The organism is Microcoleus sp. S1D4, from assembly GCF_036700765.1.
In the GTDB taxonomy this organism is placed as follows: Bacteria; Cyanobacteriota; Cyanobacteriia; order Cyanobacteriales; family Microcoleaceae; genus Microcoleus.
This window is the reverse complement of sequence record NZ_JAUBPP010000019.1, coordinates 1-15359: the sequence shown is the minus strand read 5'-3', so window position 1 is coordinate 15359 and position 15359 is coordinate 1. Positions and strand designations below refer to the sequence as shown.

Annotated in this window: 13 protein-coding genes and 2 pseudogenes; 5 read left to right on the top strand and 10 right to left on the bottom strand. The window is 45.8% G+C overall.

Translation table 11 applies throughout. The features are described from left to right. Nucleotides 1-1051: calcium-binding protein (locus QT998_RS19340; protein ID WP_333117117.1), on the top strand; the 1051-nt coding region annotated here is incomplete at its 5' end. A gap of 368 nt (nucleotides 1052-1419) precedes the next feature. On the opposite strand, the gene QT998_RS19335 is transcribed toward QT998_RS19340, so the two are convergent. The 4 genes from QT998_RS19335 to QT998_RS19320 all read right to left on the bottom strand — a co-directional run bounded on the left by QT998_RS19335 (nucleotide 1420) and on the right by QT998_RS19320 (nucleotide 4019). Next, nucleotides 1420-1755, bottom strand: a complete 336-nt coding sequence (locus QT998_RS19335) for a DUF5615 family PIN-like protein (RefSeq protein ID WP_333092311.1) — start codon at nucleotides 1753-1755, stop codon at nucleotides 1420-1422. Continuing rightward, the gene (locus QT998_RS19330) at nucleotides 1748-2068 is read right to left on the bottom strand and encodes a DUF433 domain-containing protein (protein WP_194061872.1); all 321 of its coding nucleotides are present in this window, start codon (nucleotides 2066-2068) and stop codon (nucleotides 1748-1750) included. Before QT998_RS19330 ends, QT998_RS19335 begins: the two co-directional genes overlap by 8 nt. A 115-nt stretch (nucleotides 2069-2183) precedes the next feature. Then, a complete protein-coding gene (locus QT998_RS19325) occupies nucleotides 2184-2834 on the bottom strand; it encodes a Uma2 family endonuclease (protein ID WP_333092309.1) in 651 nt (216 codons plus the stop codon). A 171-nt stretch (nucleotides 2835-3005) separates the two neighbouring features. Beyond that, complete coding sequence (locus QT998_RS19320) at nucleotides 3006-4019, bottom strand: adenosine kinase (protein ID WP_333092308.1); 1014 nt, start codon at nucleotides 4017-4019, stop codon at nucleotides 3006-3008. 191 nt (nucleotides 4020-4210) lie between these two features. Between QT998_RS19320 and QT998_RS19315 the strand changes: the two genes are divergently transcribed. The 4 genes from QT998_RS19315 to QT998_RS19300 all read left to right on the top strand — a co-directional run bounded on the left by QT998_RS19315 (nucleotide 4211) and on the right by QT998_RS19300 (nucleotide 7611). Then, the gene (locus tag QT998_RS19315; protein ID WP_333117114.1) at nucleotides 4211-5770 is read left to right on the top strand and encodes a bifunctional aminoglycoside phosphotransferase/ATP-binding protein; all 1560 of its coding nucleotides are present in this window, start codon (nucleotides 4211-4213) and stop codon (nucleotides 5768-5770) included. A gap of 87 nt (nucleotides 5771-5857) precedes the next feature. Continuing rightward, entirely contained in the window at nucleotides 5858-6184 is a 327-nt protein-coding gene (locus QT998_RS19310) for a hypothetical protein (protein WP_194070975.1), read from the top strand. 142 nt (nucleotides 6185-6326) lie between these two features. Continuing rightward, nucleotides 6327-7121 carry a YdcF family protein gene (locus QT998_RS19305; RefSeq protein ID WP_333117113.1) on the top strand — a complete coding sequence of 265 codons (795 nt, stop codon included), beginning with the start codon at nucleotides 6327-6329 and terminating at the stop codon, nucleotides 7119-7121. Nucleotides 7122-7377: 256 nt separating this feature from the next. Next, nucleotides 7378-7611 (top strand): hypothetical protein, encoded by a 234-nt coding sequence (locus QT998_RS19300; protein WP_333092305.1) that lies wholly within the window; start codon nucleotides 7378-7380, stop codon nucleotides 7609-7611. 258 nt (nucleotides 7612-7869) lie between these two features. Here the strand turns inward: QT998_RS19300 and QT998_RS19295 are convergent, their stop codons facing one another. From QT998_RS19295 to QT998_RS19265, 6 genes and pseudogenes are all read right to left on the bottom strand, one after another. Further along, nucleotides 7870-8103, bottom strand: coding sequence for a ferredoxin-thioredoxin reductase variable chain (locus QT998_RS19295; RefSeq protein WP_194010886.1), 234 nt, complete (start codon nucleotides 8101-8103; stop codon nucleotides 7870-7872). 283 nt (nucleotides 8104-8386) lie between these two features. Continuing rightward, nucleotides 8387-11161, bottom strand: coding sequence for a DUF3536 domain-containing protein (locus tag QT998_RS19290; protein WP_333117112.1), 2775 nt, complete (start codon nucleotides 11159-11161; stop codon nucleotides 8387-8389). A gap of 1367 nt (nucleotides 11162-12528) precedes the next feature. Continuing rightward, nucleotides 12529-13187 (bottom strand): annotated as a pseudogene (locus QT998_RS19280) (IS66 family transposase); the annotation flags it as partial. 11 nt (nucleotides 13188-13198) lie between these two features. Next, nucleotides 13199-13923 (bottom strand): annotated as a pseudogene (locus tag QT998_RS19275) (IS1 family transposase). A gap of 66 nt (nucleotides 13924-13989) precedes the next feature. Continuing rightward, on the bottom strand, nucleotides 13990-14250 hold the full coding sequence (locus QT998_RS19270) for an IS66 family transposase (protein WP_333117108.1): 261 nt from the start codon (nucleotides 14248-14250) through the stop codon (nucleotides 13990-13992). 432 nt (nucleotides 14251-14682) lie between these two features. After that, on the bottom strand, nucleotides 14683-14955 hold the full coding sequence (locus QT998_RS19265) for a DUF6444 domain-containing protein (RefSeq protein ID WP_333117106.1): 273 nt from the start codon (nucleotides 14953-14955) through the stop codon (nucleotides 14683-14685). Nucleotides 14956-15359: the final 404 nt, after the last annotated feature.

Sequence of the window (15359 nt, the reverse complement as noted above, 5' to 3'; positions counted from 1 at the left end):
AACTCCGACTCCGACTCCAATTCCAATAACTCCAACAACTCCGACTCCGACTCCAACAACTCCGACTCCAACAACTCCGACTCCGACTCCAACAACTCCGACTCCAACAACTCCGACTCCAACTCCAACAACTCCGACTCCGACTCCAACAACTCCGACTCCGACTCCAACAACTCCGACTCCGACTCCAACAACTCCGACTCCGACTCCAATTCCAATAACTCCAACAACTCCGACTCCAACTCCAACTCCAACAACTCCGACTCCGACTCCAACTCCAACAGCTCCGACTCCAACAACTCCAACTCCAACACCGACACCTGCACCGTTAGTATCCATCTTTTCACCCAAACCCAATGCCACAGACGGCGGCGAACCGACGGGACTGCCACAAAATCTTAGCGGGCCTGGATTTTACTTCTTCACAGACAATGCTGATACTGTTATACCGCCAGAGGCGATGGGCAAAGGAATCGTAGCCCTATCGGGAAATGACTCTTTAACAGGTACGAATAACGATGAAATCTTCAGTGGTAATCAAGGTGCTGATACACTTAACGGACTGGGTGGCAACGACATTTTGTTGGGCGGAAAAGGCTCCGATAGCATTGATGGCGGTGCTGGTAACGACTTTCTCAGCGGCAATAATGACAATGACAGCCTAATAGGAGGAGAGGGCAATGATGTTATACGGGGCGGCAAGGGAAATGATACTCTCAATGGCGGTGCTGGCGACGATATACTCATAGGCGATCGCGGCCAAGACATTCTCACAGGCGGTGATGGCAATGATGCTTTCTTCTTAGCCGTAGATGAAGATTCAACTCCGATTAATCAAACAGATGTGATTGCGGACTTCCGCCCTGGAGATTCAATTGGTTTGAGCGAAGGACTCACATTTTCTGCTCTGACTTTTGAGCGTGTGAATTTGCAGCTTGACCGCGCGGCACCTGTGGCTTCTACGGCTATCAAAGCGGGTGATAATTATTTGGGTATAGTCTCTGGGGTAGCTCAAGATGCCCTGAATGCTAGCATTTTCTTCAAAGTCTAGATCGATCGCACGGACTGGATCGAGGCATCTGTGCAATTGGGTTCGGCAGCCAGGGCTGGGGTTTCTAGCTATCCTACATGGGTAATTGGTGGTCGGACCCATAACGGTATGATGTCTATTCAACAACTAGCCAACATAAGAATAAGTATTGCAGCACTTGTGCGATCCGACTAAGAAACCGGGTTTTTACCGAATCTTTGGGCTTCGGCGAATTGTTTTCGCAAAAACCCGGTTTCTGGGCCCTATGCGTAAGTCATAATACAGATAAATCGCGTTTTTATCTATCCCGATCCATTGCGTTTATCTGCAGTTGCTAAAAAGGGCGATCGCCCTTTACGACAAAAAGAGCGATCGCCCTTTGCCATTTCTCACAAAAACTCAACACGCCCAACCATTTCGTCAGGCGTGTACACTTCATAAATCAAAACCAGAGCTTCAATGATTTGTCCGATCGAACGAGTCCCTTGCTTACAATAAGCAATACCTGGATGCTCGCTGCTAAGACTAGCAATCGTTAAAAAATCATCATCGTGAGTCATAATCACCCGCTTTTGTTCGCAGATAAATGCTAACTGCGATTCATCAGTCTGAGCAAGCAATCCCGCCTCAATAGTTGTTGTAACATCAATTAATCGTCTACGCAACTCTCGCGCCACAGCCGATTTAACATTCTCATCTAAATGAAAGCGGATGCGTTCACTCACCTCTAATTTCCCTCAGCTTTTCCTGCAAACGAGAAGGTGGGCTCTGACGCTTCAACTCTTCAACAAAAGCATCTGATTCAGCAGTGCGGCGGTCAATTTCTCCTCGATTATCGTAATAGTAAGTCATGGCCGCATGAACCGAAGCCGGCGACAAATTATAGTCCCTAGCGATTTCTTCGATCGACTCTCCCATATTAAGATACATTTGGGCGATATGTGCTACAGAAATTCGATGACCTGCAATGCGTGGTTTACCACCAAGCACTCCCGGTGTAATTTCAATATACTTTGTGATGACTGATTGCTTAGACATAAAGCGTCAAAGGCTCCTAATTGATAATATTTAAAGATATTTAATTTTAGCAAAAACAGACGAAGTGTGCCCTTTCATCCATCCGCATTCACCTGCGGTTAAGAAATAACCACCATCACTGCGCCAATATTTCCCTAACTCTTTCCCGAAACAAACGCACCGCCGCCCTTTGTCCAATACTTTTACTTTGCTCTATCAAACCCGGAATTTCTGCGATCGGCAAAAACGGAAAAGCCAAACTGTTCTCCCTCTCTTCGTAATTCCCCTCAACCAATTGATAAACTACAAGACATTGGTTGCGATATCTCCAAATTTCAGGCACGCCCAGAGCAGCATAGATTGAAAACTTATTCAAAGAAGAACTCGTGTAGTCTGATTCTACTACTAAATCCGGTGGCGGATCTACCTGCAAATCGATACTTTTACCTCTAACTACAGATTCATTTTGAACGTAAAAGCAGCTATCCGGTTCAATCGCACGAGTTAAATCTTCCCGTTCCAAAGTAAGAGCACCGAGCTTTCTTACCTCGATATCTAGTGCGTCTGCGAAAGCTTCCACAAAGCTTTCAATCATTCCCTTGGGTTCTTCATGTTCTGTGAGTGGCATTCTGATTTCTAAAACCCCTTCAGCATAAGCAATTCTCCACGCTCTACCGTCGCCGACATCAGACATTATCGCTTTAAATGTTTGCCATTTAATGCCTGTCAAAGTAATTAATTTTTCCTCGCTACTTTGCTGAGGAGGAGTCAATGTGGTTGTTACCATAGGAGGTACGATTAGTTAAATTTTGATTGATTTTAGCATAATCTTCTAACATCTGGGTTCATCCCCGTTCATCTGCCTTCATCTGCGGTTGCTAAAAAGTGCGATCGCCCTTGACGACAAAAAGTGCGATCGCCCTTAACGACAAAAAGTGCGATCGCCCATTTTCAATTACTAACCAGAAATCACCTGATTCAGCAAATGAGCCTGAGAACCCTCCAGCCGAGGGCCGTGAATCTGCACCACCAGAGAAGCCAAATAATTGCCCCAACGAGCCGCTTTTGTAGCACTCAAACCATTAGTAAGCCCAAACAAAACACCGCCGGCAAAAGCATCACCAGCACCCACAGTATCGATCGCCTTTACGGGAAATCCAGCCACATCCACAATCTGTTTATTTTCCACCACCATGCAGCCTTTGTCCCCATTTGTGATCAAAGCCAAATCCGAAATTTCGCTCATCTTCCGGGCGCATTCTTCTAAAGATTCCTCCTTAAAAAAGCTACGAACTTCATCAGCATTGCAAAAAATCACATCGCAATATTCCGAAACCACCTTGTGAAAATCATCGGAAAATCGATCGACCAAAAAGCCATCCGAAAAAGTAAAAGCTACCTTCACGCCCAGACGCTTAGACTGTTCCATCGTCTCAATACTAGCCTTTCTCGGATCGGGAGCATCCCAAAGATAACCCTCAACATAACTGTACTTGCAGTGAGACAGGCGATCGACATCAATATCAGTCGCCGCCAGAGTAGTAGAAACCCCCAAATTCGTACACAGAGTGCGTTCCGCATCCGGCGTAGTCAACACGACACAAGTACCCGTAGGCCCGTTAGACTCAGCAGGATGCACATTAAAATCAATCCCCGCCTCCAGCAAATCTTGCCGGTAAAATTCCCCGTTAGTATCCTTAGCAACCTTCCCAGAATAATAGCCTTTACCGCCGCTCTGAGCCAAACCAATCATCGTATTTGCCGCAGAACCCCCCGATCGCATTTGCAGCGAAACCTGCTCCAAATCGTGCAAAATCCCCCCCTGCGTTGCCGAATCCATCAGCGTCATCCCACCGCGATTCAGCCCGTGCTTGAGGACAAATTCATCTTCCACCAATGCTAAGATGTCTACAAGGGCATTGCCCACGCCAAACACATCCACAGAACCGGAATTTTGATTATTTTCTGTCATTGTTACTTTTTGGTTTACACTAACTATCAACTCTATAATAAATCGGATAAAAGTCAACATCCAAAATTCAAAATTAAAAATCATAAATCCAAAAAATTAAACCCACAATCCACAAATCACAAATTTCTAATCCACAATCTAAAATCTAAGATCTAAAATCCACAATCTAAAATTTAAAATTTAAAATCGATATGTCTTACCTCCCACCTCTGATTCAGCAAATGTTGCAGCCGGGGTTTTACCCGCACAGTGTCACAGAACCGGTGCAGCTAATTCAAACTCATGCTTCCTTTGTTTTGCTAACCGGAGATTATACTTACAAAATCAAAAAGCCAGTCAACTTTGGCTTTATGGACTATTCCACTTTAGAGAAAAGACAGCATTTTTGCACCCAAGAATTGCTGCTGAACCGACGCACTGCACCGGAAATTTATCAAGAAGTTTTGTCAATTGTTCAAAGGGGCGATTTGTTTAAATTTGTAAGCGATTCAGCGGAGATAACTCCGGCTGAATTTGCTGTAGAATACGCGCTGAAAATGCGGGAATTTCCTCAAGATTCGCTGTTGCTTAGTTTGTTGGAACGCGGACTGTTGACCCAGCAACTTATGGCAGACTTAGGGCGGGAAGTTGCCAACTTTCACAGCAGGGCAATTAGTAATAGCTACATTCGCACATTTGGCGAAGTCAGTCAGATTTGCACAGCAATAAACAACAATTACCTGATTTCGCAAAAATATATCGGCGGGCCCCAGACTCAGACTCAATTTCAGGAAACTAAAGATTATACGGATACGTTTTTTGCGAGAAATAAAGACTTATTTAACTTGCGGGTTGCCAATAATAAAATTCGCGAGTGCCACGGAGATTTGCACTTGCGGAATATAGCATTCTGGCAAGATAAAATATTACTGTTCGACTGCATTGAATTTAACGAGCCTTTTCGCTTTGTTGATGTCATGTACGATGTCGCTTTTACAGTAATGGATTTGGAAGGGCGGGGGCGCAGCGACTTAGGCAATGCTTTTCTCAATACTTACATCGAACAAACAGGGGATTGGGAAGGACTGCAACTGTTGCCTCTGTATTTGAGCCGTCAAGCTTATGTTAGAGCAAAAGTAACTTCCTTAATGTTGGACGATGCCGCTATTTCAACTACCCAAAAAGCAGAGATTTCACAGACGGCAGCTCATTACTATAAACTGGCTTGGCAATACACAAAACCGCGCCGGGGAAAGTTAACTTTGATGTCCGGTTTATCGGGCTCTGGCAAGAGTACAGCAGCTCGATATTTGGCTCACCGCACTGGGGCAATTCAGATTCGTTCCGATGCTGTTCGCAAACATTTAGGCGGAATTTATTTAAATGAACGCGGCGGGCAAGATTTGTATTCGGATGAAATGACGGCGCAGACTTATGGTAGATTGTTAGAGTTGGGGATAATTCTGGCCGACCGAGGTTGGAATGTGATTTTAGATGCTAAGTTCGATCGCCAAAAATTGAGAAGCGATGCGATTAATCTGGCTCAATCCCACGGCTTGTCCTGGCAAATCATTTACTGCACCGCACCAATTGCTGTATTGCGAGAACGGCTGCAACAGCGCCGGGGCGATATTGCCGACGCGACAGCAGAACTATTGAGCTCGCAGCAAGCAGAAGCAGAAGCTTTTACAGAAATTGAGCAAATTTCTGTAAACATTATAGATACCGCGCAAGATTTAGAGGTACAATTAAACTTGATTTGTGGGGAGTAGTTGCAGCGCGATCGCCCTTGCCAATCTTACCTATCTGCTAATATTGTCAATATCTTTCTGTACTATTACAAACACAACTTGCAGCTCATGCCAAAATTTACCGGAGACTCCAAAGGGTTTAGCCCCGCGCTGATATGGTTTGTGTTATTTACCGTTGGGTTTCGCTTAGTCGGATGTACCCTGCCGGTGAGTCTCGGCCTTGGTGTCCTCGGCGGGGTAGCAGCAGGTTTAACTGTCGCTTGGTGGCACAACGAATTACTACTCAACCCCAATACAGGTTCTAAGGATAAAACCTCGGACGCTATACTCAATAAAGAAGTAGTGGAAACGGGCGGCAATAGATATATCAAAAGCTCCCGGCGCGAAGCTACTTCACTGTTTGATTGGCTGTCGAAAACAGAAGACCGCCGCTAGCACATAAAAAAGTTTTTAGTATTGAGTTTTGAGCTTTAAGTTAAAGCGTTCAAAATTCGGCGTTGCTAAAGTTGAGTATGAATTAACATTTGTCACGCTTGATCCAAAGACAGACTATGAAGCGCTTTTAATTATTTGTTGAATGTTTGTATTTTTATCTAAGTTGCTGCCGCTGTTTATTTATCCTTTGGGGTTGAGTTGCTTGTTAATGATGGCGGCTTTAATCGCGCTTTGGAAGCGTCCCAAATGGGCAGCACCGCTAATGGCTGGGGCACTAATTATTTTACTGCTCGGAAGTAGCGGTTGGGTGTCAAAATCCTTAGTTCGATCGCTCGAATGGCAAAATTTACCCACCGCCGAACTCCCCCAAGCATCCGCGATAATCGTCTTGGGCGGCGGTGTCAAAGCAGCTTTACCTCCCCGCCCTTGGGTAGAATTGGGGGAAGCGGGCGATCGAATTATCTACGCTTCCCGACTTTACCGTCAAGGCAAAGCTCCCCTGTTAGTGCTCAGCGGCGGTAGAGTAGACTGGAAAGGCGGGGGTTCTCCAGAATCGGCAGACATGGCAGAAATTGCTCAAACAATGGGCGTACCAGCATCAGCAATTCTGCAAGACCCCGATTCGCACAACACTTATCAAAATGCCGTCAACGTGCGGCAAATCTTAGATAATAAAGGCATAAAAGGGTCGGTTTTGCTAGTGACATCGGCGATGCACATGACTCGATCGCTCTTAATTTTTAAGCGTCTGGGAATAAAAGTAATTGCAGCGCCAACCGACTTTCAGATAACGCAGCAGAATATCGCAGAATCTCAAAATAGCTGGCAAGCAGTCGCACTGGATTTATTGCCAGATACCTATTATCTAAATCAGTCTAATAAAGCTTTGAAAGAATACATCGGCTTAATTGTTTATCGCCTGCGCGGATGGCTTTAACAGAATTTTAGATCTGAAATTTTTGATTTTAGATGGAATAATTTAAAGTAATGCAATTGATAATTTAATTGATAGGGAAACCGCCGATTGAGGCAGATGCAACACAGATGCAACGCAGATAATTTTAAGATTGTTTGGGACTATTAGATGAGTTTGAATAATTGGTATAAAATCTAAAATCTCACAATTCTCTGATTTATTGTGTTAGCTTAAAGTCATTACAGCCAATATTTGCCACAGTCGCCCCCAAACAATCATGTTGCCCCACGAGTTGCAAAACGTTGTCCCAGAATCGACCCCAGCAGCCGAAATTTTCCAACAGAAGCAAATTGTTCGCGAGTTTTACGCCGAAATTAAGTACCGCGAAGAACTCGAACGTCACTGTCAGTGGTACTACGCTACAGCCAAGCAGCATCAGCAGGAATTGCAGAAAATGCAGGGAGATTTTAACATTTTCGGTTGGTTCTGTCGCCGACGATCGCAAAATTAAGAATGCAACAAAAAAGAGGGTTTGCAGTAAGGACTTTAGTCCTGCCGACTGACTAAAAGCCAGAGAAACAACAGAAGTCTTCACTACAAATTCTCTTATGGTTATATTATCGGATTGGATATTAGTTGCCAACAGCAATGCAGCTTGAGAATATCTCCAAACCCTTATCTCATCAGTCATTCCCAATCTAAAATTTACAATCTAAAATCTAAAATGGTATGAGATTGCCTTTGGGCTCCGGCGCTGTTTTTGAGAGTGCTAGACTTCCGAAGATATTAATTCGACTTCATCTTCTTTGAAGTGAGCTCGAAATTTTTTGTCAAACTGAACTAAAACAGGCCAATTGGCACTGACTGGTCTGCCGTGCCATTCGTGAACGATCGCCACGACTTCTCCTTCCATACCCTTAATCTCAAATGGTTGACTGCGATTTTGAGGGTGGTGGTAGACAACAACAGAGTTTTTAACGCAAACGCGATCGCCAACTTTCATAAATTTAAAATTAGTGTTCTCTCTACAAAACTCTACAAACCGTGCAAGTGCAGAACACCTGTACGGTTTGGGTACAGTCTTTTTATCTTCCCACACAACTAGAGCGAAAACTTAAATAAAGTTAGCGGTTGTCTGTGGGTACTTCGATCGCCAGTCGCGAACCGAGGACGGCTTCAGTGCCGATCGGCTCTGGATTGAAGCCCTGTCGCCCGATCGGCATTTAATACCATTGTTGGCGGGGATCGTTGCCAATTCTTCAATCTGCAATGCCCCAATCTCAAATCTAAAAAGGTATTAACTGGTTCAACCAACACTCAACATCAACCGCCAGAGTTTGACCCAACTCCAGCAACTGCCGAATCGAAGACAGCTCCCAGCCGCCGTCTGAACGGGCGATATCCAAGGCAACGACATCCACCTTGTTTTCCTCCTGTGCCACAGCTTGCCGTTGCAGGCAGCCCAAACACAGAGGCACTATTTGACTGTAGAGAGAATCGAAATACAGTTCTTGCGATTTGTCCAAACACAAACCCAAACTCAGCCGATCGCCCACAGCAATCAAACGGTCGATCGTGCCGATCTCAAGTTCTAGCTCAACAGGGGAGCGTTCCAGATCGCCCGTTGCAGCTTGCAGCAGCGCGTCAAGAGTGCGCCAAATCAGCTTTTCCAAAATTTCCTTAACTTCGGGAACCTTCAACCGACAGCGGAGGTGGCCGGCTTCAGTGGCGATCGCCTCAATTTCCGCCAACAGCGACTCCGCGTCCTCGGTTTCCAGTTCCAAAGCCTTCGCCGCCGTCAAACAGCGGTGTCCCAAAGCCACCTCAGCAGCCACCTGCAACTCTACCGGCACCGGCAACTCGTCGCGGTGGAAAGCCATCATCACCCCGTAATTTTCCCGGTAAACCTGAGTGTAAAGCTGATCCAAGCGAGTCAAATTTTCCTGACTCAGCAACTGCACGATCCGGTGGCGTTCCTCAGCGAACAAATCCCGCAAGCTAAACGACTGATCCCCAAACAACCGCACCATTTCCAGAATCGCGTGGGCCGCCGAAGCTTCTTGCAGAACTCCAAACAACCGGTCTTTCAGCATCGTGTAAGACCGGCGGCTGCCAAAAGGCTGAATGCAGCAGTGGAAGTCCCAGCCCCCGAGGTGGAACGCAGCAAACACAAAAACCTCTGTTTCCCTCGTAATTTCCGAGGTTAACTGCAATTGACCCACAGCCAGAGTCATCGAGCCCATGCGCTGAATTTGGAAATCTTCTTGCTGGGCCTGATAGCAGTAAACTCGCTGTTGGCGGGGATATTTGGCAAACAGAGAACTAATGGCGTAGTGGGCTGCTACTTGTCTGAGGCTAACTTGGGCAGTTGTTACCTGTTGGCGGTAAACTTCGGCCCCTGTTTTGAAACAGTCAACGTTGCTAGGAATCAGGGCCAGCCGATCGATAAAATCCTGTTCTAGCTGTACGCCCGTAACTTCCCCCGCCAATTCCAGCGCCCGGGCCGCGTAGCGCAAAATTTGCACGCCTTCGGGGCGAGATATTTCCTCAAAAAACCAGCCGCAGCTAGTAAACATTAACAAAGTGTGGCGCTGCATTTCCAGCAACCGTAGCGCGTCCACCTGTTCGGCTGCATCAAGTTCGCGAAGTTGATGGCGATCGAGGAAACTCTCAACGTTAGCCGGCGATCGATCGCGAATCACATCAATATATTCATCTCTGGCCTTCCACGGATCGCGAAACAGCTTGCGCCCCGCTTCCTCATAAATCGGAATCAATCGATCGCGCAGCCAATTTAAAGTATCCCGCAAAGGCCTGCGCCACAGGAGATGCCACCCGCCACCGCCACCGCAGCCACAATCATCTTGCCAGCGATCGACCCCGTGAGAGCAACTCCAAGCCGTCACCGGTTTGAGTTCCACTTCCCAAGTGCTCGGATTTTGACTTAAGTAATGAGCAAAATTCGTCACTGTCCAGCCGCGCTGGGGAAACTCTTCTGTGAAGGCGTAGGCGAGGCATTTTTCGGTACTGTTTTTGTGATGGCCGAAAGTTTCGCCGTCTGTCGCCACGGAGATTAATTGGGCCGGTCGGTGGTCTCCCCGCACTGCTTGGCCCAAGCGCCCCGCCAAGTGGTTGCTGCTGCTGAGAACGTCATTGAAGCCCATATCCCGCGAGATCGGGCCGTCGTAGAAAAAGATATCGATGTAGGGACTGTTGGGCGTTGGGGCTGCCGAAGGCTGGCCGTCTCTGCGGCCCAAGGAGTGAGAACTCAGCGGCGAAAGTTGGAGGTCAGCCATCAACCGTATTTCCGGCTTTAAATAGCAGCGGTAGGGACGAGTCGGATCGATTTGACCGCCGCCTACTTCGTGCCATTCGCCATCAGCTTCTGCCCCTGCTGCTTGGTTTTGCCCGATTAGCGGGCGGCAGCGTTCGGCTTGGGAGGGGGCTAAGACAATGAAGCGGATGCCTTGGGCCACTAAAGCTTCGAGGGTGGCGTAGTCTACGGCGGTTTCGGCGAGCCACATTCCTTCGGGATCGCGATCGAATCTGGATCGAAAATCTGCGATTCCCCAGCGAATTTGGGTATATTTGTCTCGCTCGTTCGCCAGTGGCATGATGATGTGATTGTATACTTGGGCGATCGCGTTACCGTGACCGGACAGGCGCTGACAGCTTTTGCGATCGGCTTCCAGAATCCGCTGGTAAACTTCCGAATCGTAGCGTTCCAGCCAACTCATCAACGTCGGGCCGATGTTGAAGCTGAGATATTCGTAGTTGTTGACGATCCCTGCGACTTCTCCTCGGTCGTTGAGTATGCGCGCAAAGGCGTTGGGGCGGTAGCACTCGCGATCGATGCGTTCGTTCCAGTCGTGGGAGGGTTCGGCGCTGGCTTGGCGTTCGATCGCATCCAGGTAAGGGTTTTCTCGGGGCGGTTGGTAAAAGTGACCGTGAACCGTCACGCACACTCCTGTTGCTGTCGCCGTGCTGCTTTGGGTTGGGGCCGTTACCCCTGGCGCAGACACTGGGATCGCGTCGGACTGAGTTGTAGAAATCGAAACCATGCGATCGAATCCTCAAGTAGTTAATGACAATAAAATCAGCCTCATTAGTAACTGAAACCTTACGCAGCAAGCGTTTGGGCTAGGCATCAGTTGCGGCTGAGTTTGGGCAGACAATTATTTGATACATTTGTAGTATTGCGAGCAAAGCATTCGTTCCAAGATGCAGAGCGTCGATCCCTGGGTTTTTCTGTGCTTTGCTGTTGAAAGAGTTAAAAAAGGTAATTTTTCCAGCTTTTTGGCACTTTCCACTCATTTCGGGTTTGTGCTTGCAGGGGCTGCTTGTTGAGATTTTGATTTACATTGCTGGATTTTAAAGTCTTATTCATTAAATAGCAAGTTTTCCCCGGAAAAATTTTATCTTTGGCGATCGAGCCAGGGATGGCAATTGTGCGGGTAAATTTAATCTAATGGCGAAACTCTTCACCAGGGAACGCTTTGGCTGGGGGATGTGCTGCACCGGATTGCTGTACTGTGTCTGTAGCAAAATGGTTGATTGAGTTTATTGGTGAAATGTTCCTGTGCACCCGCCACCAGTAACTTATCGAAGTCAACAGATAGCCTTGATGCGATCGTGTGCATTGAAATTTTCAAATCTCGCCTCGACTTGATGCAGACTTCTGAAATACCCTGGATGCAAAACCCTTCAAATTGTACCAGATCGGCTTCGGCCCCGGCAGAATAACAATCCCTAGCTTCCGTAGTGAATCATTTCTACTGGAATCTTGACTACCGAGTTCGCTGGAAATGACAATAATCGGCCCCCAATTCTTAATCAGCATTAATCGCAAATACTTTCGAGAAAGTCGCACTCCGCTGATGACGTTGATTTGCAGAAAATTTATCCATTCATCATCGATCCCCTCAAATGCTTATCCATAAATTCCCCGATTGTTGACCAAAATTTCTACCTCTGGAAGTCGTACTATGACCACCCAACGTATCGTCATTGAACGCCTCAATCAGAAAATGAAAATTTTTAGGATTCTTTAAGAAAATTACTGAAATCGCAGACGTAGATTAAGTTTATATTTCAACCTAATTGCAGACATCTATAACTATGAATTTAAGATTTTAGAATGACTTCCGCAAGCAATATATTGTCTTTTACATTTGACAAAACTATAATTTGATTAGCTTTTTTGTGACCGTTATTATTGATATGAGTAGACTGACATTCAGGGAATTGCATAATATTGCTGTTAAATTAGTGTTATTTTTCAAAATATGACGACAACTCGGTCGCACCCTAGTTCAGCAATACCACAAACGCGATAATTTCAATCAGATGACTCTTGTTTTGACAGCTTAGAAAAAGTCGTCGATAGCTCGATCCTTGACAATCGAACGCGATGACTGAAGGTAAGGATTCAGGTCTGAAAAATGGGAATGAGTTCAGGCCGAGCCAAGTCACAAGAATGGGCAGAAATAGCCTCACGGAAAAAAGTCATTACTGAACGAGCTTGAAAACGACAAGTTTGAATCACACTCAATAGATCAGCCGTTTCCTCAAATCCCTGCATCGAACGAGAGCCACCAGAAACTTTCCGCTTAGTTACAGCCGAGGAGTAGAGAACGTTCTGCTAAATTATTATCCGGAGGAACCGAGGGGTCATTGAGAAAATACCACCATTGTTCTGCCTTATCTCGTAAGGATTTGAGCAAAAAACCTGCGGCATAACCCACAAGGCCGGGCCAAGTCGCCAAAGCTTGATTTAAGCGTATTTTGAAATCAGTTGCCCACGAGTCGTAGGTGAGTCGAGCCTTGGTTTTGCGCTCCCGACTCATGGGCAATAAAAGCTTCATCAATTAATGACAGAAATATTTGAGCGACTGCTGCATTATTGCTACCAGGAAGTTCCAGCACTTTCTTGAAATGCCGCCGTAAATGGGCCAGACACTTCTGTTGAGCTGCGACTTTCACGCCATTATAAACACTGAAATCATCTGAGCTTAAGACTCCAGCAAATTCATTGCCCAGCATGGTTTCTAGTTCCACGCGCCCCCTGGTATCTGCAGCATGAAATAGGCGTTGCTGAATCAAGGTATGAATACCCCAGGAATGGGAATATCGTGAAATTTCAAGTAATGTATTAATAACTTAATAGAATGCTTGAGCATTTTCTCACATTTAGAATAACAAAGAGTCTTGCGATGTAGTCTGGCTAAATAATGTCTTAGTCTTGTATTTTCTCCTTCTACTCGTGTCATATAAGTCTTACTGATAATCTGATCCCAATCAGGAATAAATATGGGATATACAGGCCATCCATCAGTTACATAAAAGTAGCAGTTCCATGCACTTACTTTGTCCCATAATGGTTCAAATGTCTTAGCACTATGATCTCCTAAGACCCATCCTAAAATTCCTGGTTGAAAGTGGTCAACCGCTGTCCATAACCAGATTTTGTCGGTTTTTTTTTACATAAGTTTGTAATTCATCAAGCTCACCAACCTCTGGAATGACTTCAGGGTCATAAACATCTGGTAACAGTTTTCCGACTTGTTTTACCCAATTTATTACCGTGGTATGATGAACTCCCTTAACTCGTTCTATCGCCCGTAAACCCATACCATTGACGTACATTTTTAGGCAATCACGTTTGATGCTCTCGCGCTTGACCTCGATGGGGTTCATACTGATTAATGAATTGACGACCACATTGGACACAAATGTGATTCTGTTTTCCTTTCTTCTTGCCGTTTTTACGGATATGGGTTGATTTACATTCGCTTGCGTTGCATAAATTATTCCTCCTATTCATACTCTAACTCAGCAACGCCCATGAAATAAACAGAATCCTTTTCCACTAGCCGTCCACAGCCATTCTTTAACTCCCATGACACACTCCCGGGGTTTCATCTACATGAACGTTTGATTGCTCAGGGGCCCATTCCCACAGTGCTTTAATCGCTGGCTTGATTGCTGCTGCTACTCGTTGATTGGTTTTTTGGAGTGTTCCTACGGACACTTCTATCCTGCCGAGTTCCCACAACAATTCAGTCTGCTTGGCGTAGGAAAGATGCCCATAATTTCCTAACCAGACTAATAATGCTTGGAGATTAACGCTCAAGTCTTGCCCTGGAACCACTCCTTGATGTGGTTCTCCTCTAACTACTGCACCACATTCGAGACATTTACACGATTGTGTCTGATATTCGACGACTTCAATTGGTTTCGCGACTAGAGTTGCTACTTGCTGAGAGTGGATGTTAATTAGGGCTTACTGAAAAAGTCCACAAATCGAATCTAGATGCCAAACAGCTTGAAAAATGGGAGATTCGGAGATTGGTTCCCAAATTTACTCTACAATTTTCCACCGAAATCCAAGGATTTTGAGCCGACAAAGGCCATAACCTTGCATTTTTTTGTTTGTTAAAAGCTTGAAACCCTTGGCAGTCATAGCTTCGAGTTCTATTCAGCAAGCCCTAATTACTTCACTTAATTCTTGACTGCCACAATTGAGGCAGATTTCCGGTGAGCTAATTTCGGTTCTGTCTACTCGTCCAAACCCTTTTCGGGTTTATCCCTGATGACCTGGTTGTCCACCTGGTTTCTTTTTTTGGTCTGCTTCTGGTTGGACTGTTGGTTTCTCTGATTTCTGGATGAGATCCGTTGATGGGGGTTTTGAAGAGGTTTGACTGGTGGTTCGACTTTTGCCTGTAGCAATAGCTAGTTTTTCTTGCAATTCTTCAATAATTGTTTGCAGCCCCAGTACCATTTCCACCAGTTCAGCTTGGCTCAACTGCTCGATTTGGGTTTTTTCTTTCTTTCTGGTGGCTGCGGGCTTTTTCATTCGTTTATTTTACCAGATGCCGCCACTGAAGTTTTTTTGACCTGAATCCTTACGACTGAAGCTTGCTCTTTTTCGGACGTTGATGTTAATAAAAAGTCGCTCGTATTACGGTCAATCGACCAGATATGATATAAAATAATTCACAGAAATCCGCCCAGATGGGGAGTTGATTATCCGCAAGATCACAAAGGGGAGGAGAAATAGCCTGACGTGAAGAACACAGACGGCAATTGGGTATAAAAATCAAGATAAAAAGCGTCTGCTGTGGGGATAAAAGGGTGTGTCGTGTAAGGACGGAGTAAATATTGGGATGGTAGTGGGGGAAAGAACAAAGCCCCCCTCGGAAGATTCGGAGGGGGGCTTTGTGTAAGTAAAATTAACCAGGCATCGAGCTATTTTCTCAG